This is a genomic window from Cellulophaga geojensis KL-A, assembly GCF_000568425.1.
In the GTDB taxonomy this organism is placed as follows: domain Bacteria; phylum Bacteroidota; class Bacteroidia; order Flavobacteriales; family Flavobacteriaceae; genus Cellulophaga; species Cellulophaga lytica.
This window is the reverse complement of record NZ_ARZX01000002.1, coordinates 264,120-290,092: the sequence shown is the minus strand read 5'-3', so window position 1 is coordinate 290,092 and position 25,973 is coordinate 264,120. Positions and strand designations below refer to the sequence as shown.

Annotated in this window: 20 protein-coding genes; 11 read left to right on the top strand and 9 right to left on the bottom strand. The window is 32.2% G+C overall.

Annotation, left to right across the window (positions count from 1 at the left end; all coding sequences use genetic code 11):
• Positions 1-15: 15 nt before the first annotated feature.
• The 4 genes from ilvN (at position 16) to KLA_RS03565 (ending at position 5,129) form a co-directional block, all read left to right on the top strand.
• Positions 16-543, top strand: a complete 528-nt coding sequence (gene ilvN / locus KLA_RS03580) for an acetolactate synthase small subunit (RefSeq protein WP_013622308.1) — start codon at positions 16-18, stop codon at positions 541-543.
• A gap of 46 nt (positions 544-589) precedes the next feature.
• Positions 590-2,065 (top strand): ketol-acid reductoisomerase, encoded by a 1,476-nt coding sequence (gene ilvC, locus KLA_RS03575; protein WP_013622309.1) that lies wholly within the window; start codon positions 590-592, stop codon positions 2,063-2,065.
• Between the two features lie 70 nt (positions 2,066-2,135).
• Positions 2,136-3,386, top strand: coding sequence for a threonine ammonia-lyase IlvA (gene ilvA, locus KLA_RS03570; protein ID WP_034643896.1), 1,251 nt, complete (start codon positions 2,136-2,138; stop codon positions 3,384-3,386).
• A gap of 156 nt (positions 3,387-3,542) precedes the next feature.
• Positions 3,543-5,129: an NADP-dependent glyceraldehyde-3-phosphate dehydrogenase gene (locus KLA_RS03565; RefSeq protein ID WP_034643895.1), complete on the top strand. Its 1,587-nt coding sequence runs from the start codon at positions 3,543-3,545 to the stop codon at positions 5,127-5,129.
• A gap of 36 nt (positions 5,130-5,165) precedes the next feature.
• Here the strand turns inward: KLA_RS03565 and KLA_RS03560 are convergent, their stop codons facing one another.
• Both KLA_RS03560 and KLA_RS03555 read right to left on the bottom strand, forming a co-directional pair.
• A complete protein-coding gene (locus KLA_RS03560) occupies positions 5,166-5,804 on the bottom strand; it encodes a hypothetical protein (RefSeq protein WP_034643893.1) in 639 nt (212 codons plus the stop codon).
• A 112-nt stretch (positions 5,805-5,916) separates the two neighbouring features.
• Entirely contained in the window at positions 5,917-8,073 is a 2,157-nt protein-coding gene (locus KLA_RS03555) for a carboxypeptidase-like regulatory domain-containing protein (protein ID WP_034643891.1), read from the bottom strand.
• Between the two features lie 236 nt (positions 8,074-8,309).
• Here KLA_RS03555 and KLA_RS03550 point away from each other — a divergent pair, with 236 nt between their 5' ends.
• Both KLA_RS03550 and KLA_RS03545 read left to right on the top strand, forming a co-directional pair.
• Positions 8,310-9,500, top strand: coding sequence for an MFS transporter (locus tag KLA_RS03550; RefSeq protein WP_034643890.1), 1,191 nt, complete (start codon positions 8,310-8,312; stop codon positions 9,498-9,500).
• 69 nt (positions 9,501-9,569) lie between these two features.
• Positions 9,570-11,141 carry a TPM domain-containing protein gene (locus tag KLA_RS03545; RefSeq protein WP_034643889.1) on the top strand — a complete coding sequence of 524 codons (1,572 nt, stop codon included), beginning with the start codon at positions 9,570-9,572 and terminating at the stop codon, positions 11,139-11,141.
• A 66-nt stretch (positions 11,142-11,207) separates the two neighbouring features.
• Here the strand turns inward: KLA_RS03545 and leuB are convergent, their stop codons facing one another.
• The 5 genes from leuB to recG all read right to left on the bottom strand — a co-directional run bounded on the left by leuB (position 11,208) and on the right by recG (position 18,193).
• The gene (gene leuB / locus KLA_RS03540; protein WP_034643886.1) at positions 11,208-12,263 is read right to left on the bottom strand and encodes a 3-isopropylmalate dehydrogenase; all 1,056 of its coding nucleotides are present in this window, start codon (positions 12,261-12,263) and stop codon (positions 11,208-11,210) included.
• A gap of 37 nt (positions 12,264-12,300) precedes the next feature.
• Positions 12,301-13,815 (bottom strand): alpha-isopropylmalate synthase regulatory domain-containing protein, encoded by a 1,515-nt coding sequence (locus tag KLA_RS03535; protein ID WP_235183515.1) that lies wholly within the window; start codon positions 13,813-13,815, stop codon positions 12,301-12,303.
• Positions 13,816-13,850: 35 nt separating this feature from the next.
• Positions 13,851-14,447 carry a 3-isopropylmalate dehydratase small subunit gene (gene leuD, locus KLA_RS03530; protein ID WP_034643880.1) on the bottom strand — a complete coding sequence of 199 codons (597 nt, stop codon included), beginning with the start codon at positions 14,445-14,447 and terminating at the stop codon, positions 13,851-13,853.
• 104 nt (positions 14,448-14,551) lie between these two features.
• Positions 14,552-15,943 (bottom strand): 3-isopropylmalate dehydratase large subunit, encoded by a 1,392-nt coding sequence (gene leuC / locus KLA_RS03525; RefSeq protein ID WP_034643878.1) that lies wholly within the window; start codon positions 15,941-15,943, stop codon positions 14,552-14,554.
• A gap of 144 nt (positions 15,944-16,087) precedes the next feature.
• Positions 16,088-18,193 carry an ATP-dependent DNA helicase RecG gene (gene recG / locus KLA_RS03520; RefSeq protein ID WP_034643875.1) on the bottom strand — a complete coding sequence of 702 codons (2,106 nt, stop codon included), beginning with the start codon at positions 18,191-18,193 and terminating at the stop codon, positions 16,088-16,090.
• A 68-nt stretch (positions 18,194-18,261) separates the two neighbouring features.
• Between recG and KLA_RS03515 the strand changes: the two genes are divergently transcribed.
• Genes KLA_RS03515 through KLA_RS03505 form a run of 3 tightly spaced genes read left to right on the top strand, consistent with a single transcriptional unit; the run spans position 18,262 to position 22,171 of the window.
• Positions 18,262-20,352 (top strand): M1 family metallopeptidase, encoded by a 2,091-nt coding sequence (locus KLA_RS03515; protein ID WP_034643871.1) that lies wholly within the window; start codon positions 18,262-18,264, stop codon positions 20,350-20,352.
• A gap of 2 nt (positions 20,353-20,354) precedes the next feature.
• Positions 20,355-21,260: a patatin family protein gene (locus KLA_RS03510; protein WP_034643868.1), complete on the top strand. Its 906-nt coding sequence runs from the start codon at positions 20,355-20,357 to the stop codon at positions 21,258-21,260.
• Positions 21,257-22,171 carry a patatin family protein gene (locus KLA_RS03505; RefSeq protein WP_013622323.1) on the top strand — a complete coding sequence of 305 codons (915 nt, stop codon included), beginning with the start codon at positions 21,257-21,259 and terminating at the stop codon, positions 22,169-22,171. The genes KLA_RS03510 and KLA_RS03505 overlap by 4 nt, the downstream gene beginning before the upstream one ends.
• A 73-nt stretch (positions 22,172-22,244) precedes the next feature.
• Here KLA_RS03505 and KLA_RS03500 read toward each other — a convergent pair whose 3' ends face one another.
• Both KLA_RS03500 and KLA_RS03495 read right to left on the bottom strand, forming a co-directional pair.
• Complete coding sequence (locus tag KLA_RS03500; protein WP_013622324.1) at positions 22,245-22,763, bottom strand: hypothetical protein; 519 nt, start codon at positions 22,761-22,763, stop codon at positions 22,245-22,247.
• An 89-nt stretch (positions 22,764-22,852) separates the two neighbouring features.
• Positions 22,853-23,596 carry a hypothetical protein gene (locus tag KLA_RS03495; RefSeq protein WP_034643865.1) on the bottom strand — a complete coding sequence of 248 codons (744 nt, stop codon included), beginning with the start codon at positions 23,594-23,596 and terminating at the stop codon, positions 22,853-22,855.
• A gap of 184 nt (positions 23,597-23,780) precedes the next feature.
• Between KLA_RS03495 and KLA_RS03490 the strand changes: the two genes are divergently transcribed.
• Together KLA_RS03490 and KLA_RS03485 are read left to right on the top strand one after the other, a co-directional pair.
• Positions 23,781-24,539, top strand: coding sequence for a glycosyltransferase (locus tag KLA_RS03490; RefSeq protein WP_034643862.1), 759 nt, complete (start codon positions 23,781-23,783; stop codon positions 24,537-24,539).
• A 1-nt stretch (position 24,540) separates the two neighbouring features.
• Complete coding sequence (locus tag KLA_RS03485; RefSeq protein ID WP_034643861.1) at positions 24,541-25,962, top strand: ArnT family glycosyltransferase; 1,422 nt, start codon at positions 24,541-24,543, stop codon at positions 25,960-25,962.
• The last annotated feature ends 11 nt before the right edge of the window (positions 25,963-25,973 follow it).

Below are 25,973 nucleotides of genomic sequence, written 5' to 3'. Positions count from 1 at the left end.
TGGGGCAATAAAAAAATGGAAAATAATTGGTATACCATATCGGTTTATTCTGAAAACAACGTTGGGTTGTTAAACAGAATATCGGGCATATTTTTAAAAAGACATATAAATATAGAGGCTTTAAATGTCTCAAAATCTGAAATTAATAGCGTTTCTAAATTTACAATTGTTGTAAATACAACAGAACAATGGGTTAAAAATATTGTTGGTCAAATAGAAAAACAAGTAGAGGTTATTAAGGCATTCTATCATAATGATGAAGAAATTATTTATCAAGAGTCTGCCTTGTTTAAAATTAAATCAGATTTATTGTTTGATGAGCGTAATATTCAAAACATCATCAAAGAAAATAACTCGCAAATAGTTACTGTTGCACGCGATTTTTTTGTGCTTTCTAAATCAGGAAAAAGAGAAGAAATAAATAAAATGCATGAGCAGTTAGAGCCTTATGGTATAATGCAATTTGTACGCTCTGGTAGAATTGCAGTGAGTAAAGCAGAAATGCGTATTAGTAGTTTATTAGAAGAATTTCAACATAATTAATTAATCATTCTTAGTTTATATACTGAGATAAAAAAGAGTACAGAAAATGTCAAATTATTTTAACACCTTATCATTAAGAGACAAGTTAACCCAACTGGGTAAATGTAGATTTATGGATACTGCAGAATTCTCTGATGGGGTAACAGCATTAAAAGGCAAAAAAATAGTAATTATTGGCTGTGGAGCACAAGGTTTAAACCAAGGATTAAATATGAGAGATTCTGGTTTAGATATTTCTTATGCTTTGCGTGATGCTGCTATAAAAGAAAAAAGAGCATCGTACAACAATGCAACAGAAAATGGTTTTACTGTTGGTAATTATGAGGAGTTAATACCTACGGCAGACTTAGTAATTAATCTTACACCAGATAAACAACATACTAACGTAGTTAATACTGTAATGCCTTTAATGAAAAATGGTGCTACATTATCCTATTCTCACGGTTTTAATATTGTTGAAGAAGGTACACAAGTACGCAAAGATTTAACTGTTATAATGGTGGCACCAAAGTCTCCAGGATCAGAGGTTAGAGAGGAATATAAAAGAGGTTTTGGTGTGCCAACACTTATTGCTGTACACCCAGAAAACGATCCAGAGGGCAAAGGTTTGGCTCAGGCTAAAGCATATGCAGCTGCTACAGGCGGACATAAAGCTGGGGTTTTAGAATCTTCTTTTGTAGCAGAAGTAAAGTCAGATTTAATGGGAGAACAAACCATACTTTGTGGGTTGTTACAAACTGGTTCTATACTTTGTTTTGATAAAATGGTTGAAGAAGGTATAGATGCAGGTTATGCTTCTAAACTTATACAGTATGGTTGGGAAACTGTTACAGAAGGTCTTAAATATGGTGGTATTACTAATATGATGGATCGTTTGTCTAACCCTGCCAAAATAAAAGCTTTTGAGTTAGCAGAAGAATTAAAAGATATTATGCGTCCATTATTCCAAAAACATATGGATGATATTATGGAAGGTGAGTTTTCTAAAACTATGATGGAAGACTGGGCTAACGGAGATAAAAACTTACTAGATTGGCGAGCTGCTACAGGAGAAACTAATTTTGAAAAAACTCCGGCTAGTGATGTAGAAATCTCTGAACAAGAATTTTATGATAATGGAGTGTTAATGATTGCTATGGTTAGAGCTGGTGTAGAGCTTGCTTTTGAAGCTATGACAGATTCTGGTATTATTGAAGAATCTGCGTACTATGAGTCGTTACATGAAACACCGCTTATTGCCAATACCATTGCCCGTAAAAAGTTATTTGAAATGAACAGAGTAATTTCTGATACAGCAGAATACGGTTGTTATTTATTTGATCATGCTTGTAAGCCTTTATTAAAAGATTTTATGGCTAAAGTAAATACTTCTGTTATTGGCAAACCATATGCTGCAGATGCAGGTAATGGTGTAGATAATGCTAAATTAATTGCCGTTAACAAGGCATTAAGAGAGCATCCGGTAGAAATTGTTGGTGCAAGATTAAGAGCATCTATGACTGCAATGAAACCTATAGTGTAAACCCAACCAAACTATTCTATAGCCTGTCTGGTTTTTTAGAAACTAGGCAGGTTTTTATTTTTTATTAAAAATGAACTATTTTCCTAACATAGAAAACATTCGCAAAGCGGCTGGTACTATAAGTGCAGTTGCAGACACCACACCATTATTAGACAGTATACGTTATTCAAAGTTATACAATGCTAATATTCTTTTAAAAAGAGAAGATTTGCACCGTGTAAGATCCTATAAAATAAGAGGAGCTTTTAATAAAATAAGCTCATTATCTGCACAAGAAAGACAAAAAGGTGTTGTTTGTGCAAGTGCAGGAAATCACGCGCAAGGTGTAGCTTTTGCGTGTAACCATTTGGGAATTAAAGGCACAATTTATATGCCTTCAGTTACGCCAAAACAGAAAGTAGAGCAAACAGAAATGTTTGGTGGAGATTGGGTTACTATTGTTTTAGAAGGCGATACTTTTGACGATTCTTCTAAAGCAGCTCTTCAATTTTGTGAGGAGCATCAAAAGGTATTTGTACACCCTTTTAACGATCCAAAAACTATTGAGGGGCAAGCTACAGTTGGTTTAGAAGCCATTCATCAATCTAAAAAAACAATAGACTATATTTTTGTGGCTATTGGCGGTGGTGGTTTAGCTGCTGGTTTGTGTGGTGTTTTTAAAGCGTTATCTCCTACTACTAAAATTATAGGAGTAGAGCCTGCTGGTGCACCATCTATGAAAACCAGTATAGAAAACGGAGTAAATACAGAGCTTGTACAAATTGATAAATTTGTTGATGGTGCTGCAGTACAACGCGTGGGCGATTTAACTTTTGAGATTTGTAAAGAGTATTTAGACGATGTTATTACAGTACCAGAAGGCAAAGTATGTCAAACTATTTTAGACTTGTATAATAGAGATGCTATTGTTGTAGAACCTGCGGGAGCTTTAACTATTGCAGCCTTAGACCAATATGCAAAACAAATAGAAGGTAAAAATGTGGTTTGTGTTGTTAGTGGTAGCAATAATGATATTACTAGAACTGCAGAAATAAAAGAACGTGCTTTGTTATTTGCAAACTTAAAGCACTACTTTATAGTTCGTTTTCCGCAACGTCCTGGAGCTTTAAAAGAGTTTGTTGCAGAAATTTTAGGGCCAACAGATGATATTACTCATTTTGAGTATTCTAAAAAATCTAGTAAAGAAAATGCTCCTGCTGTAGTTGGTATAGAGTTGAAAAAACCTGAGGATTTAGAGCCATTAATTGCTAGAATGAAAGAAAATAATTTCTTTGGCGACTACTTAAATAATAAACCAGACCTGTTTCAATATTTAGTATAAAAAGACACATTTTACTAAATTTTTATTAAAAAATGAAATTGAAAACGTTTTCGTATCAAAAGCAATAAATATATTGCTTTAGAACCTCAATTTTAAGCGTAAGATTTAGTAAATTCACTATTCAAGATACTAGAAATAGTCTATAAATTGATAAAAATGAGCAGAACAACGATACCTGAAGAATATAAAATTACAGAGTTAATAGAGCAAAAAGAATACTTAGTTGGTGGCGATCTTAAAAAATGGGATGGCGCAACAACAGAAGTATTTTCTACAATATCATCTACAGAAGAATACAAACCTACATTATTAGGTAGTATTCCAGATATGGGAGAAGAAGAAGCTTTAGATGCATTAAATGCAGCTTTAAAGGCGTATGACCAAGGTCAAGGTGCTTGGCCAACTATGCGTGTTAAAGAGCGTATAGATTGTATGGAGAAGTTTGTAGAAAAAATGATTACTAAGCGTGATGAAGTTGTAAAACTTTTAATGTGGGAAATTGGTAAGTCTTTACCAGATTCAGAAAAGGAATTTGACCGTACAGTAATATATATTAAAGATACTATTGAAGACTATAAACAGTTAGACAGGGATGCTGCTAAGTTTCAAAAAAACGATGGTGTTTATGCTCATATACGTAGAGGACCACTAGGTGTAGTACTTTGTTTAGGGCCTTACAATTACCCGTTAAATGAAACATTTGCATTGCTAATACCAGCAATAATAATGGGAAATACTACAATATTTAAACCTGCTAAACATGGTGTTTTATTAATTACTCCTTTGTTAGAGGCTTTTCAATCATCTTTCCCTAATGGTGTTGTAAATATTATTTTTGGTAGAGGTAGAGCAGTTGCTAGTCCTATTATGAAAACAGGAAAGGTAGATGTGCTTGCTTTAATTGGTAACAGTAAATCTGCAAATGCATTACAAGAGCAGCACCCAAAAAGTAACAGGCTACGTTTGGTTTTAGGTTTAGAAGCTAAAAACCCCGCAATTATTTTACCAGATGCAGATTTAGATTTAACTATAGATGAATGTATAGCTGGTACGTTGTCTTTTAACGGTCAGCGTTGTACAGCTTTAAAAGTTGTTTATGTACACGAGAGTATTGCAGATGAGTTTAATAAACGTTTTGCTAAACGTGTAGACGAGCTTAAATTTGGTAACCCTTGGGATAATGGCGCTAAACTAACACCATTACCAGAGCCAAATAAGCCTGCTTACATACAAGAACTTATAGATGATGCTAAAGCAAAAGGAGCATCAATTTTAAATAAAAAAGGAGGTAAAACTACAGATAATTATATTTGGCCAGCAGTATTATATCCAGTTTCTAAAGATATGCGTGTGTACCAAGAAGAGCAGTTTGGACCAGTTGTACCAGTAGTTTCTTTTAGTAATATTGAAGAACCTTTAGATGATATGGCTGCCTCTAATTACGGACAGCAAGTTAGTTTGTTTGGTAAAGATGTATATACATTAGCTCCGTTAATAGATACTTTGGTAAACTTGGTATGTAGAGTTAACTTAAATAGCTCTTGCCAAAGAGGACCAGATGTTTACCCTTTTACAGGCCGTAAAGACTCTGCACAAGCAACATTAAGTGTACATGATGCTTTGCGTTCTTTCTCTGTACGTACGTTTGTAGCGTCTAAAGACAATGATATTAATAATGAAATTATAGAGCAATTGTTAGAGACTAGATTATCTAACTTTATTAGCACAGATTATATTTTATAAGACCTATGGTTTTAAGTTATATAAAAATCCTCTCAATTAATTTTGAGAGGATTTTTTTTCACAGTTTTCTAATATTTCTTTAGCTCTTTCTAAACCACTATACGGGTAAAATTTAATTGTTTGTTCTTCTTTTTTAAATAATTCTATAGCTCTTTTTACATCTTTACAAAACGGTTCTAGTGGTTGTCCAAAGAACTTTGCAGCTCCCATATCCCATTCTGCTTTACCTAAAACTACTCTTGGGTTATTTGGTGCAATTGCTAATGCTTTGTTATAAATAGCTACGTTTTTACCAGATAATGTCATTCCGTATTTTTGTCCGTCAAAAGCAATATATGCTGTGTTTAATAACGCATATGACATTAATATTTCTGGGTTATTTTCAGATAGTTTGTCAGCAGTATCTAAAAATGTTTTTGCTTTGTTTAGTTTAGCAGTTAGTTCTGCTTCATCTTTTATACCAAAAGCACTTATAATTTCTACGGTAGCTGCATAATATGGCGGTAACCAATTGTCTTTTTCTACACTAGAAATACGCTCAAACATTTGTACTGCTTTTGCACTCTCGTTATTTTTCCATAGTTCAAAAGCTTTGGTCATTCCTTTTTCATATTGTGTTTGTGCACTTAAACTTGCTACACATATAAAGGCTAATAATAAGGCAATCTTTTTCATTTTTTTAAGGTTTTATATTGTTGTTTATTTCTTTATTCAAATATCATAACCTTTGGCTAGTTATGCATTTTTAAGTTACTCAGCTGTAGTATTAAGTAGCTGAAATGTATATTTATAAATTGTCTAACTGGTTATCTTTTTTATTATCACTAATGGTCCAAAAGAAACCAACAAAAAAGAAACGGTCTGCAGCTGGTTTAATAGTTCTACTTTCAAAAACGCCGTTGGTATTTGCTTGGTTTTTAAATTGATATCCGTTTACATTTTGAGTACCAAAAACATTACTAACAGAAAAATAAAGTATTTTTTGTGGACTAATTAAGTATGCCCAATTGGCATTTACAGCATTGTAATTTTTTGCTTTACTATTTAAAAAACCACTTTTATTTGGGTCTGTATAGTTACGCCCAGAAGCAAAATTATAGCTTACTCCAACCTGACTTTTTAAATTACTTATAAAGTGTTTTAGAACTACAGAAGCATTGTGTTGTGATGCAAAACTTGGTGTAGCTTTGGTTGGGTAATTTTTATAATCTCGTTTGGTATCTAAATACGAGTAAGAAACCCAGTATTCTGTATTTTTAATAGTTTTATTATCTCGCCAAAATAAATCTACACCCTTTGCAAAACCACCACCATTATTGCTATAGTTTGCTGTGGGTAGTGGTTGTTCTGTGTTGTATTTAACAAGGTTATTATAATCTTTGTAATAAGCTTCAGCCCTAAATATTTGCTTGTTTTTTACATATTGATAATTGGCAATTAAATGTGATGTATTTTCTGCAGAAAAATTGGTGTTAAATTTTAAATATTCATTTTTAGGGTTTTGGTAAAATTGTCCATATGCTAATGATACCTGAGAGTTAGCACCAGATTTATATGCTACAGAAGCTCTAGGTGAGGCGGTAAACTCATTTAATAAACTAGAATACTCGCCACGTAAACCAATATTTGCGGCTAATTTTTTAGAAAAGAAAATATTTGCTTCTGCAAAAGATGCAGTAATATTGTTATTAAACGTATAATTATAAGTATCCTCATTTAATGCAGTATAGTCTTCATTAAAACTTGTAATAAAATATTCTGCTCCAAAATTTAAACGAAATCTGCTGTTGTAAAATTTACTTAACTTTAATTTTAAATGAGCAGCGTTTTCTGTGTCTTGTACAGTATCTTCTATAATATCTAAATCAGAATAATCATTGGCATAAGACAAGCCAGTTTGTATGCTCCAATCATTTTTTAAAAAGTCTTTATAGGATGCATTAAAGTATAAATTTCTATTTTTCATACCAAAGCGTATACCTTCTTGTATGTTTATATCTTCTTGTGTTAAATCAAAATTTACAGTGCTAAAAGCTCCATATAGCTTAAGTAAACCATCAGTATTAATTTTATGTCTGTATACAGCTTCACCACCAAAAGACTGTACCGGTTTATGCCATTCATTATTATCTGGATAAAGTTCTTGGTAAGGCTGTAGATTTATATAAGAAGCATTAACACTTAAAGAGTTTTTCTCCCACTTTTGTGTATTCCCTATGCCTAAACCAACAGTCATTAAAGATATGTCTGTACGTTCTTCCTCTGGCTCATCAATACTATTTAAAAGTAAAACACTAGATAATGCTTGTCCGTATTCTGCAGAGTATCCGCCAGTAGAAAAAGTTATTCCTTTAAATAGAAAAGGAGACAGCCTACCTCTTGTAGGTATATTATTTGCTGTAGGTGAGTAAGGACTAAATACGCGCATACCGTCTACAAAAATTTGGGTTTCTTCTGCATCTCCGCCACGTACAAATAAGCGCCCATCTTCTGCTACATTAGATGTGCCTGGCAATGTTTGTAAAGCTCCAACAAAATCTCCCATAGCGCCGGCTGTAGTAACAACATCTAACGGTTTTAGTGCGGTAACTTTTGCATTTTCTCCTGCCTTAAATGAGCCTGCATTTACAATTACGGCATCTAAAGTATTTACGTCTTCTTTAAGTTTTATGGTTATATTTTTTAAGTTTTTAACCAAGTCAGTTAAGTGGTACGTTTCAAAAGAAATAAACGAAACTATTAAGGTTTGTTCTCCTGTTTCTTCTGTGGTAAATGTAAATGTTCCATTGTCTATAGTTGCTGTACCATCATAAGTGCCATCTAAATACACATTGGCGCCACTAATAGGAGCTCCTTTTTTATCTGTTATCTTACCAGTAATTGTTGTTTGTGCAAATAGAGAATATGTTGCTAGCACAAAGAGTAAAAAAAATAGCTGTTTCATTTTAAAAAAAGTTTAATTGTTTTTTTTGATTGATGAAGCAAATGTCTATTGGTAAGTTCTGTTTTGATAAAAAGAAATACCCAATTGTAGAATTTTACAGACCAGTTGTTTTTTATGTATTAATTAACATAAATGTGTTAATTCTGTATACAAGTTTCAGCAGTATTCTAGTTACCTTTGTTCGCTTATTTTAATTGTAAAGAAGGGTCTAATTTATTTAGAAAGCAGAAGAAAAAATGAGCGCAAAGAAGATGAACAAAAAGGCATTATTTGCTTTAGCTATAGGTGGTTTTGGTATTGGTATGACAGAGTTTGTTATTATGGGTATTTTGCCAGATGTAGCAAAAGCGTTATCTATTACCATACCAGAAGCCGGACATTTTATTGCTATTTATGCATTGGGTGTTGTTGTTGGTGCTCCTTTATTATCTAGCCTAGGTAGCAAGTGGCCTTCACATAAAATGTTACTTGGTTTAATGCTTTGGTTTACAGTTTTTAATACGCTATCTGCATTTGCAGAAAGTTATACTTCACTGTTAATTTTTAGGTTTTTATCTGGACTACCACATGGCGCCTTTTTTGGTATTGGTGCTGTTGTAGCTGGTAAATTGGCAACTCCTGGTAAAGAACCACAGGCTATGGCAATTATGTTTGCGGGTCTTACTGTTGCTAATGTTGTTGGCGTGCCATTAGGTACGTATTTTGGACATCATTTTAGCTGGAATGTAGCTTTTATGATGGTTGGTGTTGTTGGGGTTTTGGCAATGCTAACAGTTTACTTGTGGATGCCTAAATTAAAACCAGCATCTACAGTAAGTATTAAGCAAGATTTTAAAATTTTTAAAAGAATAGAGCTTTGGATATTAATACTATTAACAACTGTAGGAACAGGTGGTTTTTTTGCCTGGTATAGTTACATAGCACCATTAATTACAGACGTAACTAAATACCCAGAGTATATGATTGGTTATGCTATGATTTTAGCTGGTTTAGGTATGGTTGCCGGTAATTTTTTAGGAGCCAAATTAACAGAAAAATTGTCTCCAATGAGAGCCGTAATTACAAGCTTAGGGCTAATGGCAACTGTTTTGATAATTAATGCATTGGTGGCTGCAAATCCGGTAATGGTTTTAATACTAACTTTTACTATAGGAGCTATTTCTTTTAGTGTTGTAACACCTTTACAAATGGCAATAATAAACGCATCTAAAGGTTCAGAAATGTTAGGCTCTTCAATGAACCAAAGTGCATTTAATATGGGTAATGCTTCTGGTGCATTTTTGGCAGGTTTGCCAATTGCAATGGGGTATAGCGTAGTTTCTTCTAGTTATGTGGGTGCCATTTTAGCTGGTACAGGAGCACTAATAGCAGTTGGAATTGTAATTAGCAGAAGACAAAAAAGAAAATTAAATATTTCTAAAGAGTAAATACTCAAGTAATTTTAGTTTGTTTGCCTTATTTTTTATTTCTAGTTTAGTTTAATATATAACTAACCTATGAAATTTAAACACTATTGCTATTTCTTTTTATTCCTATTTTTAGTTACATCTTGTAAAGACCAAAACAAAGAGGAAATAGATTATTCTGAAGTTGAAGAAGTAATTATTTATGATGATTCAGATGATGAAATAATAATAGAATCAAATACAGGGGAAGAAGAAGTAGAAGAAGTTGGGTTTGATGAAGATATTGAAGAAGTAGAAGATCTAGATTTTCCAGAAACGGTAACATCAGAAGTAGAAACGGAAACAGAACAACAATCTTACAGTTCTATAAATTACCCAGTTTTTACTGCACCAACATACTCTAATAGGGATATAGATTATTACTCTATACTAGAAATTCCTAAACCTAGAGGAAAAGGTATTTTAGGATATGTATCTGATCCAGATGGTTATATTTCTGCTATTTACGAAGAAGAAATTAATAAAGTATTATTTGAGTTAGAAAGGAATACATCTGCAGAAGTTGCCATTGTTGTTGTTAAAAGTATAGGTGATGAAATACCTAAAAAATTTGCAACAAAACTTTTTAATAAATGGAGAATTGGCAAAGCTGATAAAGACAACGGTTTGCTAATTTTAACGGTAATGGACCAGCGTAGAACGGAGTTTGAAACTGGTTATGGTTTAGAAGCTATATTAACAGATAATATTTGTTATAGAATTGGTACAGATGAAATTGTTCCGTTTTTTAAAGAAGGTGAATATGGAGAAGGCCTTTTAAAAGCCGCAGACAAAGTAAAAGAAGTTGTAGAAAACCCAAATACCATAGATTATATCTATTCTAATGATGTTACTTATGAAGTAGATGATGACGATTCTGCATTTTTATTATTTATAGACGACTTATTAGCAACAAATAAATGGATTCTTTTATCGATTGTATATGTGTTTTTTTTAATTTTTCTTACCATTTATTATTCTCTTAAAATTAAATTTATAGATGCATCTAAAGAAGACTATTATGATAAATACAATAGTCTAAAAAAAGTTGAAATAGGTTGTTTTGCTTTTCTATTTCCTTTTCCGTTATGGGGAATGAGTACTACTATAAAAACAAGGCTAAAGCAATATAGATATGACCCCAGATTTAGTAAAGTAAATGGCAAACCTTTAATTTTATTAGACTCTAAAAAAGAAAGAAGTTTTTTAAAAGAAGGTGAAATTGTTGAAGAATATATAAATTCTGTAGACTATGATGTCTGGGTTACAGAGGATAAAAGTGATATTTTAATATTAAAGTATGATGGTATTTCTAGTAGAAAATACTCAAAATGTTACCAATGTAACTATAAGACTAAAGGAAAAACAAAGTCTACGGTTAGAATAAGACCTAATTACGATAGGGAAGGAGAACGTATAGATTTTTACGAATGTAAAAACTGTAATGATAAAACATCTGAGATTGTTGTATTGGCTAAATTGGTTAGAGAAAGCTCTAGTTCATCAAGCAGTTCAAGTTCCTCAAGTAGTAGTTATTCATCTTCATCCTCATCGTCATCCTCTTCATCTTCAAGTTTTGGTGGTGGTAGATCTGGTGGCGGTGGATCTGGAGTTAGCTGGTAATAAACATAAAAAAAGCCTCTGAAATTAAATTCAGAGGCTTTTAACTACTATATAATTGTACTAAGATTATATGTTTTCTGCTAACCAATCTCCAACTTCACTGGTTTTGTATGCTTTACCACCTTCAGATAAATCCTCGGTAACTATACCTTCTGCTAAAGATTTGTTTACTACATCTCTTATAGCTTGTGCTTCATCAACCAATTTAAAATCTTCAAATAACATTGCTGCAGATAATACTGTAGCCAATGGGTTTGCAATATCTTTACCAGCAGCTTGCGGATATGAGCCGTGAATTGGTTCGTATAATTTTGCTTTTTCACCTACAGATGCAGATGGCATTAATCCCATTGATCCTGATATAACAGAAGCTTCATCAGTTAAAATATCACCAAAAAGATTTTCAGTAATCATAACATCATAAGAGTTTGGCCATTGTACCAAGCGCATAGCTACAGCATCTACAAACTCATAAGAAACTTCTACCTCTGGATACTCTTTTTCCATTGCTTGTACAGTTTCTCTCCATAATCTAGAAGATTCTAAAACATTAGCTTTATCTACACAACAAAGTTTTTTAGAACGTGTCATAGCCAATTCAAATCCTTTTTTAGCCAAACGTTGCACTTCTGCTCTTGTATAGGTACAAGTGTCAAAAGCAGTATCTCCATTGTCTTTACGTCCGCGTTCACCAAAATAAATTCCGCCAGTAAGTTCTCTTAAAATAATAAGATCTGTACCTTCTATACGCTCTCTTTTTAAGGGAGATTTATCTATTAAAGAAGGAAATGTAAATGTTGGTCTAACATTAGCAAACAAACCTAATTTTTGTCTCATTTTAAGTAAACCTTGTTCTGGTCTTACTTTAGCAGATGGGTCATTATCAAACCTAGGGTGACCAATTGCTCCAAATAAAACAGCATCTGCAGCTTCACAAATAGCGTGTGTTTCATCTGGGTAAGGTTCTCCAACAGCATCAATAGCTGCAGCACCAGTTAAAGCTGGTGTCCAGTTAATTTCATGATTAAACTTTTTTGCAATAGCATTAGATACTTTTACTGCTTGGTCTATTACTTCCGGACCAATACCGTCTCCTGCTAATAGTGCTATATTTAATTTCATAGGTATGTTTTTTCTCTTTAATTATTTTTTAATTCTGCTAAATTATATTTAGCATTTTTTCTGTTGCTTTTATTGCCGATACAGTTTGGTCAGAGTCTAGTCCACGAGTTTTAAATTCGTTTTCTCCGTTTTGCCATGTTATAATGGTTTCACAAAGTGCGTCAGAATTACTGCCAGGCGGTATACGCACAGCATAATCTATTAATTTAGGAAGCTTAATATTTTTAGCTTTAAAAATTTTGGTAATAGCATTCATAAAAGCATCATATTGTCCGTCACCCTGCGCGTTTTCTTCAAACAATTCATTTTCAATTTCTACGGCAACCGTTGTGCTTGGTTTTAAGCCTTTAGAATGGGTAAGCACATAGCTTTTTACAATGACTTTATCTTGGTAACTATCACTATCAAGAACATCAGAAATTATATAAGGTAAATCCTCTTTAGTAACTTTTTCCTTTTTATCACCCAACTCAATAATTCGTTGTGTAACTTTTCCTAAATCATCATCATTTAGTGTTAGTCCTAGCTCTTGTAAGTTTTTTAAAATATTAGCTTTGCCAGATGTTTTTCCTAAAGCATATTGTCTTTTTCTACCAAAACGTTCAGGAAGTAAATCATTAAAATAAAGATTCTTTTTGCTGTCTCCGTCTGCATGAATACCTGCTGTTTGTGTAAAAACATTTTCACCAACAATAGGTTTGTTTGCTGGTATTCCAAAACCAGTAAATGTAGATACCAGTCTGCTTACCTTGTATAATGATGTTTCTTTTAAATCAATTTCTACATTGGGTAAAAAATCATTAATTACCGCAACAACACTGGCCATTGGTGCATTACCAGCACGTTCTCCCATACCATTAATGGTTAGGTGTAAACCGTGACAACCAGCTTTAATAGCCTCCATTACGTTAGCAACACTTAAATCATAATCATTATGACCGTGAAAATCAAAATGAAGGTTTGGGTATTTTTTTACCAGTTCTGAGATGTACGTAAATGTTTCAGTGTGTGTTAGTACACCTAATGTGTCTGGTAATAAAACTCTTTTTATAGGTTGATGAGATAAAAAATCTAAAAACTGATACACATATGCTTTAGAATTTCGCATACCGTTGCTCCAATCTTCTAAATATACATTTGTTTCTATTTGATGATTTTGAGCAAGCAGAATAGTTTCTTTAATTTCTTTAAAGTGCTGTTCTGGTGTTTTTTTTAACTGATGTGTTAAATGATTTAAAGATCCTTTGGTTAATAAGTTTTGCACTTTAGCACCTGCATCTTGCATCCATTTAATAGATACACCTTTATCTACAAAAGTTAAAACCTCTACATTGTTAATGTAGTTGTGTGCAGTTGCCCAACTTGTAATTTGTTGTACAGCTTGCAGTTCACCATCAGACACACGTGCAGATGCAACTTCAATCCTATCAACCTTTAACTCTTCTAATAATAATTTAGCAAGAGTTAATTTTTCAGAAACAGAAAAGGACACTCCAGAGGTTTGTTCACCATCACGGAGTGTGGTATCCATTATTTCAATCTTTCTTTTCATTATAGTATTGGCGGGTTATTCTGGTACGTATTAAATTACAAAGGAGTATTTTCAGCAAAAGCCGTAATTTCTTCTTTCATATTTAACAGGTAGTCAATATCATCAAAACCATTAAGCATATTTTCTTTTTTATACGCATTAATGTCAAAAGATTCTTTGTCGCCAGTATTAACAATAGTAATTGTTTGTTCTTGTAAATTTACCTCTACTTGTGAGTCAGCGTCTTTTTCTGTTTCTGCAAATATTTTTTCTAAAAATTCAGGAGAAACCTGTACAGGTAATACACCAACGTTTAAACAGTTGTTTCTAAAAATATCTGCAAAAAAACTAGATACTACACATCTAAAACCATAGTCATATACAGCCCAAGCTGCGTGCTCACGAGAAGAACCAGAACCAAAGTTTTTACCACCAACTAGTATTTTACCAGAGTATTTATCTTGGTTTAAAACAAAATCTTTTTTAGGAGAATTGTCTGCATTGTAGCGCCAATCTCTAAATAAATTATCTCCAAAACCTTTACGTTCTGTAGCTTTTAAAAAACGTGCTGGTATAATTTGGTCTGTATCTACGTTTTCTATTGGTAGCGGAACTACACTACTTTTTAAGATGTTAAATTTATCGTATGCCATTTTAATTTACTTTTTGCCTCTAGTTTTTGGCTAGTGGTATATTTTGATTATTAATTTTTATGTAGCATTTAACCAAGGTTAATTGCTAGCAACTAACAGCTATTTTATAGCAATTCTCTAGGGTCTGTAACTTTACCGGTTACTGCAGCTGCGGCAGCTACAAGCGGAGAAGCTAATAGTGTTCTAGATCCAGGACCTTGCCTACCTTCAAAATTTCTGTTAGATGTACTTACTGCATATTTACCAGCTGGTACTTTATCATCATTCATAGCTAAACACGCAGAACAACCAGGTTCTCTTAACTCAAAACCAGCAGCTGTTAAAATATCTAATAAACCTTCTTCTTTAATAGCTGCTTCTACTTTATGCGAGCCCGGCACCAACCACGCAGTTACATTTGGCGCTTTTTGCTTGCCTTTTACAATTTCTGTAAAAGCTCTAAAATCTTCAATTCTTCCGTTAGTACAGCTTCCTAAAAACACAAAGTCAATTGGCTTACCAATCATAGAATCTCCTTCATTAAAAGCCATATATTGTAAAGACTTTTTATAGGTAGATACACCACCCTCTAAACTCTCTGCAGTTGGTATATCTTTGCCAATACCCATTCCCATACCAGGATTAGTACCATAGGTAATCATAGGTTCTATATCTGCTCCTTTAAAAGTAAGTTCTTTATCAAATGTAGCGTCTTCTTCTGTGTACAAAGTATCCCAGTATGCTTTTGCTTTATCCCAAGCAGCACCAGTTGGTGTAAACTCTCTTCCTTTAACGTATTCTAATGTTTTTTCGTCAGGAGCAATCATACCTCCACGGGCACCCATTTCTATACTAAGGTTACAAACCGTCATACGGCCTTCCATAGTCATATTTTTAAATACATCACCTGCGTATTCTACAAAGTAACCTGTTGCACCAGAAGTGGTAAGCTGTGATATAATGTATAAAGCAACATCTTTAGGTGTAACCCCTTTGTTTAAGTCGCCTACAACATTAATACGCATACTTTTTGGTTTAGGTTGCATAATACATTGTGTAGCTAAAACCATTTCTACCTCAGATGTACCAATACCAAATGCAATTGCGCCAAAGGCACCGTGAGTAGAGGTGTGCGAGTCTCCACAAACAATAGTGGCTCCTGGTTGTGTAATACCATACTCAGGACCAACAACGTGTACAATACCGTTTTTTTCATGACCTAATCCCCAGTAACTAATACCGTGAGCTTTAGAGTTTTCTTCTAATGCTTTTAATTGGTTAGCAGATAAAGGATCTTTAACCGGTAAGTGCTGATTAATAGTTGGTGTGTTATGGTCTGCAGTAGCAAATGTTTTTTCTGGGTGTTTTACACCAATATTTCTACTTTTTAAACCTAAAAATGCAACCGGACTAGTAACTTCATGTACCATATGGCGATCTATAAAAAGAACATCTGGTCCGTTTTCTATTTTTTTTACTACGTGGGAGTCCCACACCTTGTCAAACAGTGTTTTCATGTATTATTTATTTTCATCTTGGTTTAGCAAAAGAATAGGTATTTCTACACTAATCTTGTTTTACAATCTATGTAAAACCTCTAACTCTCAAAAATAAAGAATACTATAAATTAACTGTTAAAAGATAGTTTTAAATTACGATGTTCAACTTATGTAGGTCCATATGTTTTTATGCTTTACAAGTTGTGCGTAAGCTTGTGAAACCACGTTATTATTGGGGTGGCTAAGACTAGGGTCTTCTTTTAAAATTTTAATAGCATAATGCCTAGCCGTTTGTAAAATGTCGTTGTCTTTTACAATATCTGCTATTTTAAGATTTAAAACTCCACTTTGTTGTGTGCCCATAATATCTCCAGGACCACGTAGTTTTAAATCTACTTCTGCAATTTCAAAACCATCATTGGTACGTACCATAGTTTCTAGTCTTGTTTTTGCGTCTTCAGATAATTTGTGACCAGTCATTAAAATACAATAACTTTGGTCTGCACCTCTACCAACTCTGCCACGCAATTGGTGTAATTGAGATAAGCCAAAACGCTCTGCGCTTTCTATAATCATTACAGATGCATTAGGTACATTTACACCAACCTCTATAACAGTAGTGGCAACCATAATTTGAGTTTCTCCTTTAATAAAGCGTTGCATTTCAAACTCTTTATCATCTGGTTTCATTTGCCCGTGTACAATAGATATTTGGTATTTTGGAGCCGGAAAATCTCTAGCAATACTCTCATAACCATCCATTAAATCTTTATAATCTAAAGCTTCAGATTCTTTTATTAATGGATATACTACATACACTTGTCTTCCTATATTTATTTCATCTTTTAAAAATCTAAAAACTTTTAAACGGTTTGCATCAAACCTATGCACAGTTTTTATTGGTTTACGTCCTGGTGGTAGTTCATCTATTACAGAAATATCTAAATCACCATACAAACTCATAGCTAATGTTCTAGGGATTGGTGTGGCCGTCATTACCAAAATATGAGGAGGCATTGTGTTTTTACGCCATAATTTTGCTCGTTGTGCTACTCCAAATCTATGTTGCTCATCTATAATAGCTAACCCTAAATTTTTGTATTGTACCTTGTCTTCTAAGAGTGCGTGTGTGCCAATTAAAATGTGTAACTCGCCACTCTCTAGTTCTTCATGTATAATTCTTCGGGCAGATTTTTTTACAGAACCTGTTAGTAATGATACTTTAATGTTTAAGCCTTGTAATAATTCTGTTATTCCGTTGTAATGCTGTGTAGCTAAAATTTCTGTAGGAGCCATTAAACAAGCCTGAAAACCGTTGTCTAAAGCCAATAACATTGTCATTAATGCCACAATGGTTTTACCAGAGCCAACGTCTCCTTGTAAAAGCCTATTCATTTGTGCGTTACTACCTAAGTCTGCCCTAATTTCTTTAACTACGCGTTTTTGAGCATTGGTAAGCTCAAAAGGTAAATAATTATTATAAAAGTCACTAAAATAGGTGCCAACAGCGTTAAAAGGAAAGCCCTTAATTTTGTTTTTACGCACCATTTTTTTAGCAATAAGTTGTAATTGTATATAAAACAATTCTTCAAACTTTAGCCTAAATTGTGCTTTTGCTAAATCTTGCTGACTTTTAGGAAAATGTATGTTTAGTAGCGCATCACTCTTGCCTATTAACTTTAACTCTTTTAGTAAATAAACAGGTAATGTTTCTGCAAATTGAGCTTTAGTATCTATAAATAACTGCTGTAAAAGTTTACTTGTTACTTTATTTGTAATGCCTTTGTTAGTTAGTTTTTCTGAAGAAGGGTATATAGGCTGCATACTAACCTTTAAACCGTTTTTATGGTCTTCTAATAATTCCATTTCTGGGTGAGGCATAGAAAATGTACCATTAAACCAATTTGTTTTGCCATAAATTACATAAGGCACATTTAGTTTAATATTTTCTTTAATCCATTTTTGGCCTCTAAACCAAACTAGTTCCATTTTACCTGTATCATCTACAAAAGTGGCAACTAGTCTTTTTCCTCTTTTTTGACCAACTTCTTTTAAGTGTATTATTTTTCCAATTACTTGTACTTCTGCACTGTTGCGTTGCAATTGGCTAATTTTGTAATATTGGGTTTTATCTAAATACCTGTTAGGGAAAAGATTAAGTAAATCCTGATAGGTATACACGCCCAGCTCACTCTGTAAGGTTTGAGCTCTACTTGGCCCAACACCTTTTAGATATGCAATAGGAGTTTGTAAATAATTAGGATTCATACGACTAAAATAAACCGAATCTGAACAACCACAAAAGATGAAAATGCTTATTTTGGTTGAAAATTAAAATGATGATTTTTTTTAGATACCTTACGCTGTTTTTAATTTGCACGCAATGCGTTGTTTTACAGGCACAAGAACAACCTAAAGTAGACTTTTTAACCGCAAATGTAGATGTTAAGCCAAATGAGCAGGCTAAAAAAATTAATGGTACTGTTACCTATGCTTTTAATGTATTAGCAACTGTAGACTCCGTTTTTTTAGATGCAAAAAAAATGAATTTCACAACAGTTTTACTTAACAATAAGCGTGTAAAATATAAGGTAGATGAAAATAGAATTACCATTTATAAAAAGCTAAAAAAGGGTAAAAAATATAATTTAAAACTTACTTACCAAGCACAACCAAAACAGACACTGTATTTTGTAGGTTGGAATAAAAAAGATGATAAAAACAATCAAATTTGGACACAAGGTCAAGGTAAATATACAAGCCATTGGCTGCCAAGTTTTGATGATATGAATGAGAAAGTTATTTTTAACTTAACTATTACTTTTAATGAAAATTACCAAGTTATAGCTAATGGTAAGTTAAAAACAACTAATGTAAAGGATAACTTAAAGGAATGGGAATTTAGGATGAAAAATCCAATGTCTAGTTATTTGTTAGCCTTTGCAATTGGTAAATACGCTGTTAATAAACAATTTTCTGCTTCTGGCGTGCCTTTAGAGTTGTATTACTACCCAAAAGATTCAGCAAAAGTAGAAACCACATATAAATACAGTAAAGCTATTTTTAATTTTTTAGAAGAAGAAATTGGTGTTGCATACCCTTGGCAAGTATATAAACAAATACCTGTACGCGATTTTTTATATGCTGGTATGGAAAATACAACAACTACTATTTTTTCTGATGCTTATGTGGTAGATTCTGTGGCGTATAATGATACCAATTATGTAAATGTAAATGCTCATGAGCTTGCTCATCAATGGTTTGGAGATTTGGTTACAGAAGTAGATAGCAAAAATCACTGGTTACATGAAGGTTTTGCTACTTATTACTCCTATTTAGCAGAGAAAGAGGTGTTAGGAGAAGAACATTTTAATTGGAAACTATTTTCTACAGCTTTACAACTAGATAAGTTTAGTCAAAAAAATAAAGGAGAGTCTTTGCTAAACCCAAAAGCGAGTAGTTTAACCTTTTATGAAAAAGGTGCTTGGGCATTACACGCATTAGTAGATTTAGTTGGTAAAAATGCTTTTAAAGAGGGAGTAAAAAACTATTTAGAAAAGTATAGATACAAAAATGTTACTGTTTCAGATTTTTTATCAAGTATAGAAGCGGCAAGTGGTATTAATTTAAAAGACTATAAGTCTACCTGGTTAACAGCAAAAGATTTTCCTACAAGCAAGGCTAAAAATATTTTAAAAAGGTCATCATCATCTATAGCAACATTTTATAAATTACAGAAGGAACTAACGGTTAGTAATAAAAAAAATAGTATAATAATAGATAGGTATTGGGATAAAGCTACATCAACCCAACTAAAAAAATATATTGTAGAGTTTTATTCTAAGTCGTTATCTAAAACAGTTAAAAAACATATATTAACATCTAATGATGTAACGTTAAGGCAAACATTGCTATTAAATACACAAAAATTAATAGGAGAGGATATTGCTTATTTTGAATCTTTTTTAATGGATAAAAGTTATACTACTGTAGAAAATGCACTGTATAAGCTTTGGATTTACAACCCAGAAAAACGTGTTACATATTTAAATAAAACTAAAGGTATTATAGGTTTTTCTAGCAAAAATGTGAGGCAATTATGGCTTGCATTGGCAATTATGACTAAAGAATATAATGTAGATTTAAAAAATGAATATTTAAAAGAACTAAGGGGCTACACTAGTGAAGCAGAACATTTTGAAACCAGACAATTGGCTTTTTCTTATTTAAACGATTTATTTTATTTAGATAAAACTAATTTAGTAGATTTAATACATGCAACAAACCATCCTGTGTGGCAATTTAAAAGTTTTGCTAGAGGTTTAGTTAATGATATTTTAGAAAAAAAAGAATACAGAAAAATGTTTTTAGAGCTAGAGCCACAAGTTTCTAAAGAAGATTTTAAATATATAAAAAGTAAGTTGTAAGTATGCGTGCAATGGTAATTTCTGGAGGAGGTAGTAAAGGCGCTTTTGCAGGAGGTGTTGCACAGTATTTAATACAAGATGCCAAGCATACATACAATATGTTTATAGGAACCTCTACAGGTAGCTTGTTAATTTCTCATTTAGCTTTACAAGAAATTGAAAAAATTAAACAAATTTATACTTCTGTAAATGAAGATGATATTTTTAGTTTATGTCCGTATACTAAAACAAAAAAACAAGGTGTAGAAACTATAGGTATTAATCACTTTAGTGTATTAAAAAACTTATTACGTGGCAGCAAAACTTTTGGCGAGAGTTATAACCTTTTAAAGTTGATAAAAAAATCTATTACAGAGCAAGAGTTTCATCAACTAAAAAAAAATAATACAGAAATTGTAGTTACTGTAGCCAATTTGTCTTTAAATAAAGTAGAGTATAAATCTATTAAAAATTGTACATATAATGAGTTTTGTGAATGGGTTTGGATTTCTTGTAATTACACTCCGTTTATGAGTTTGGTTAAAAAAAATGGATGTGAGTATGCAGATGGTGGTTTGGGTAGTATGGTACCAATTGAAGAAGCTATTAAAAGAGGAGCCACAATTGTAGATGCTATTATATTACAAACAGAAACTAATTTATTTAATAGAATGCCTTCTAAAAATGCGTTTTCATTGTTAACAAATATGTTTGCTTTTATGGCAGACAGAATTGAGCAACAAAACATACGTATAGGTAAGTTTGTAGCTAACCATAATAATGCAATTATTAACTTTTATTACACTCCAACAATTTTAACTACAAATTCTCTTATTTTTGAAGAGGAAAAAATGACGACTTGGTGGAAAAGTGGTTATGATTTTGCAAAAAATAAGAATACAGAAACCAACCTTATAGATATAGAATGAGAGCATTAGTAATAAGTGGCGGCGGTAGTAAAGGTGCATTTGCCGGTGGAGTAGCTCAGTATTTAATGGAAATTGAACACAGAGATTATGATATTCTTGTAGGTACATCTACAGGCAGTTTATTAATTTCTCATTTGGCATTAAACAATGTAGGGTTGTTGTATGATTTGTACACCAATGTAAACCAGCGTAAAATTTTTAGCTTAAACCCGTTTGTAGTTAAGCGTAAAGGAGAAAGAGAGTTTGTTTCTATTAACTACTTTAATGTTTTATTGCAGTTTATAAAACGTAAAAGAACCTTTGGAGAAAGTAAATCTTTACGATCTACAATTAAAAAGAATTTTACAATATCTGATTTTAGACAAATAAAAGAGAATACAGCTAAAGACGTTGTTGTAACAGTATCTAATTTATCAAAAAATAGGGTAGAGTATAAGTCTATTAGAGATTTTAGTTATGAAGAGTTTTGTGATTGGGTGTGGATTTCTTGTAATTACATACCATTTATGTCTTTAGTAAAAAAAGATGGTTATGAATATGGTGATGGTGGTTTAGGTTGTGTTTTACCTATTAGAGAAGCTATAGAGCGTGGTGCTACAGAGGTAGATGCTATTATTTTAGAATCTGAAAAAATGGAACATAACAAAGTATTGGGGAAGAATCCGTTTTCTTTAATGCTTAGTATTTATGGTTTTGTTTTAGATCAAATAGAATACCATGATATATCTGAAGGTGTAATTTATGCCAAACACAAAGGTGTTAAGTTAAATTTGTATTATACACCAACTAAACTAACAGAAAACTCTTTAGTATTTAATAAAAAACTAATGGCTCAATGGTGGGAGCAAGGTTTTAGTTATGCAGAAAAGAAAGCTGCAAAATTAAAAGTTAGCATTCCTATGTCTAAATAATATACAATAGTTGATATAAAAAAAAGACCGCTTTTAAAAGCAGTCTTTAGTATAAGTTATAACGGATGTAAGTTTACCAAAGTTCACTAATTTCCTTTTTAATGTAGCTTAATGCTGTAGCAGATGGTGATGCCTTATCCATTGTATCATTTAAAATATCTTCACGTAATTTATCTGCAGAATCTGCTTCACTCATAGCGGCTTTGCGTATGGTTTGTATTGTAGCGCTTTTAGCCGTTTTAATAATATTCCAGCTTTCATCAGACAAATATATTTGTTGAGACAAGTTGTGGTCAAACTCTTTTTCAATATTCTTTATTAATAAAGTTTCATATGCATTTTTATCATTACCCACAGGAGCAACACGTACTACTAAACTAGGTATAGATATACGCTCTAAAAATAAAGCCATACGCTCATAAGCTTGTAATCTGGTAGGTATGGTATTTTTTTGAGAATCTTTATGTAATAAAAAACGTCTTCTGCCTTCCTCATTTTTAGTATGCATTTTAAAAAAATAAAAAGCTACCATACCAGTTACTACACTAGGCAATAAATAGGCAAACATTTGTAATATAATTTCTGTTGTCATTGCGGGTTATATTTTAAGTTTGATTACGGTTGTAAAACGCACAATTTGCACAAAAATTATATGAATATTATATATCAACAAACATCACATTAGTTAATGCTTTTCATATGCTCTCTAACGCGTAAATAAAAGTTAGCATAATCTGTATGTATTTTAAACAAAACAGTATTGTTATTCTGCGTAGTACTTTCTAAGCTAATACGCTCTGTAACAACATTAAACTTGCTAACTAGGCTATTTTGTAATGCAGATAAGCTAGAGCTTGTACTAGTTATAGTTAGTTTAGAGTCTATATTTAACTCTAGTATTTTAGATATTTTTTCAAGAAAAGCTTCTCCTGTAGCGCTTACTTTTGTTTTTGATGCATCTAATATATTTTGCTCTGTTTCGGTAATTACAACTTCACCATTGGTTACTGCAATTTTAGTATTTTCACCTAAAGACTGTTTAGCGTTTGTTAATATAACAATAGCAGTAGAATCGTTTTTACTAAAAGAGTCTTCAATAATAGAAAGTTGAGATTCCTTAGCCTTTAAAGCTTCTAAAGTTCTTGCCATATTTTTAGAATTTTGACTAGATACTTGCGTAAAGTTTTTAAGATTAGTTAATAAGGATTTATTTGCATTTTGTAACTCTGTAGCTTGGTTTTTATATAAGTCTGCTTCTGCAACACTTACTTTTGCTACTTTATTAGCTTCTGCTAAGGCAATGTTGGTTTGTGAAATACTATCTTTTAGTGTCTGTATTTGAGCAATTAAGTCGCTCTTTTTTTGAGCAAAAGATACTATTGTAAAACATAAAAGTAGTAGGGTAGATAGGGTATTTTTTTTCATAAAATTTATAAGATTTAAGTGACAAATTTAAACATTTAATTTAGCTTACAAATTAATTTTAATAAGTTGTGTTTTTAATAAATAATGGTATAGTTTCCTAATAATAACGTAAAGATGTGTGGTAATAATGACTGGCATATTGTTTTTTAATATCTTGCACACCAAAAATTAATTACTGTTGCATATGTCATATACTACCTGTGTAGTAATACCTTGTTATAATGAAGTTAAAGAACTTAAAAATAGAGTTTATGATGGCTTTTTAAAAGAAGATACAGATACGCTTATTTGTTTTGTAGATGATGGCTCTACAGACGGTACATATACAGAACTAAAAAGTTTAGAAAAACAGTATCCAACCAAGGTTGTAGTTTATAAAAACCCCAATAATGTTGGTAAAGCAGAATCTGTTAGAAACGGAGTAAATTTTGCTTGTGAAAATTATGAAATAAAACTTGTGGGTTATTTAGATGCCGATTTGGCAACTTCATTAGAAGAGTTTTCTTTTTTAACCACTTATATAGACAATACTATTTCTTTTGTTTTTGGCTCTAGAATAATGAAGCTTGGCTCTACAATAGAGCGCAAGGCATCTCGTTTTTTTATTGGTAGGTTTATAGCTACAGTAATTTCTACAATTTTAGATTTAAAAGTTTACGATACACAATGCGGCTGTAAAATATTTAAAAAAGATTTGGCTTTAGAAGTTTTTAATAAACCATTTGTTTCTCGTTGGCTTTTTGATGTAGAAATATTTAATAGAATTGTAGTATTTTACGGTAAAGAAAAAGCTCTAACAAAAATGTTAGAAGTCCCCTTAAAGCGTTGGGTAGATCAAGGAGATTCTAAAGTAAAAACATCTTACTTTTTTCAGCTTTGGTTAGATTTATATAAAATTAATAAAATTTGCAAAAAGGGATTAAAACACAATAATAGTATATAAAATGACAGATAAGAAAACTACAGTAAATTATATGTTGATAGCAGTTTTGTCTATCGTTGTCTTCAGGTTTATTATTACAGGAGCAATACCTTTGTTAGATAAAACAGAGGCTCGTTATGCAGAAATATCTAGACTAATGCAAGAAACGGGAGAGTGGGTTGTACTACAAATAGATTATAACGAACCTTTTTGGGCTAAACCACCGCTATCTACTTGGATGTCTGCAATGAGTTTTGAGCTTTTTGGAGTAAATGAGTTAACAGCAAGGCTGCCATCATTTTTGCTAGGTGTTGCAATGCTTTTTATACTAGGTTACTTTGTTAAAAAAACAAAAGTATCTCCGTTAGTGCCAGCTTTAGTTTTAGTTACTACACCAGAGTTTTTAATTCATATGGGAGTGGTTTCTACAGATTCTGCTTTGTGTTTTAGTGTAATGTTAATTATGCTATCATTCTGGAAAAGTATTACATCAGACAAAAAAACAATTTGGAATTACCTCTTTTTTGTTGGCTTAGGTTTAGGTTTTTTAGCCAAAGGACCATTGGTGTTAGTTTTAACGGGAGCTCCAGTGTTTTTTTGGTTGTTGTTAGACCGTAAAACGTTTTTCTCTAACTTAGCTAAATTGCCTTGGATAGTTGGTTTGCTAATTACTGTAGTTATTGCGTTACCTTGGTATTTATTAACAGAACAAAGATCACCAGGTTTTATAGATTATTTTATTGTTGGTGAGCATTTTAATAGGTTTTTAAAGCCAGGATGGAGCGGAGATTTATATGGTCAGCCAAAAACACAGCCATTAGGTTTAATTTGGGTATTTATGTTGTCTTTTTGTTTGCCTTGGTTTTATATAGTATTGGCAAAAATAGTAAAGCTTAAAAAGCGCATTTTAGATGATAAGTATGTAGCGTTTTTATTGTTTTGGTTGTTTTGGACACCAATTTTCTTTACCATATCTAAAAATATTTTACATACCTACATTTTGCCTTCTACAGTACCAATGGCACTTTTAATTGCACATTGGTGGCCAGAATACAAGCATAAAAAGAAGGCACTAATTGCCTGTTCTATATTTCCTATTTTAGTTTTTATAGCAGGTGCAGGACTTTTGGTTACTGACCAATGGAAAGTATATATGAACTCTGATAAATTACTAGTAGCTAAATCTGAAGAATTAAAAATTGATAAAAACCCTCCTATTTTGTACCTTGATTCTAAAACATACTCTAGTCAGTTTTACAATAAGGGTAATGTTATAGACACTAGAGATGAACCTGCTAAAATAGATTCTATTTTAGAGGCTTATGATAAACTTTATATTTTATCGGATAAAAGAGAGTTTTACCTTTTACCTAAAAAGTACGTAAGTAAATTACAGGTAATAGATACAACAAAAAAAGCACGTCTTTATTTGTACAATAAATAAGCGCTTTTGCC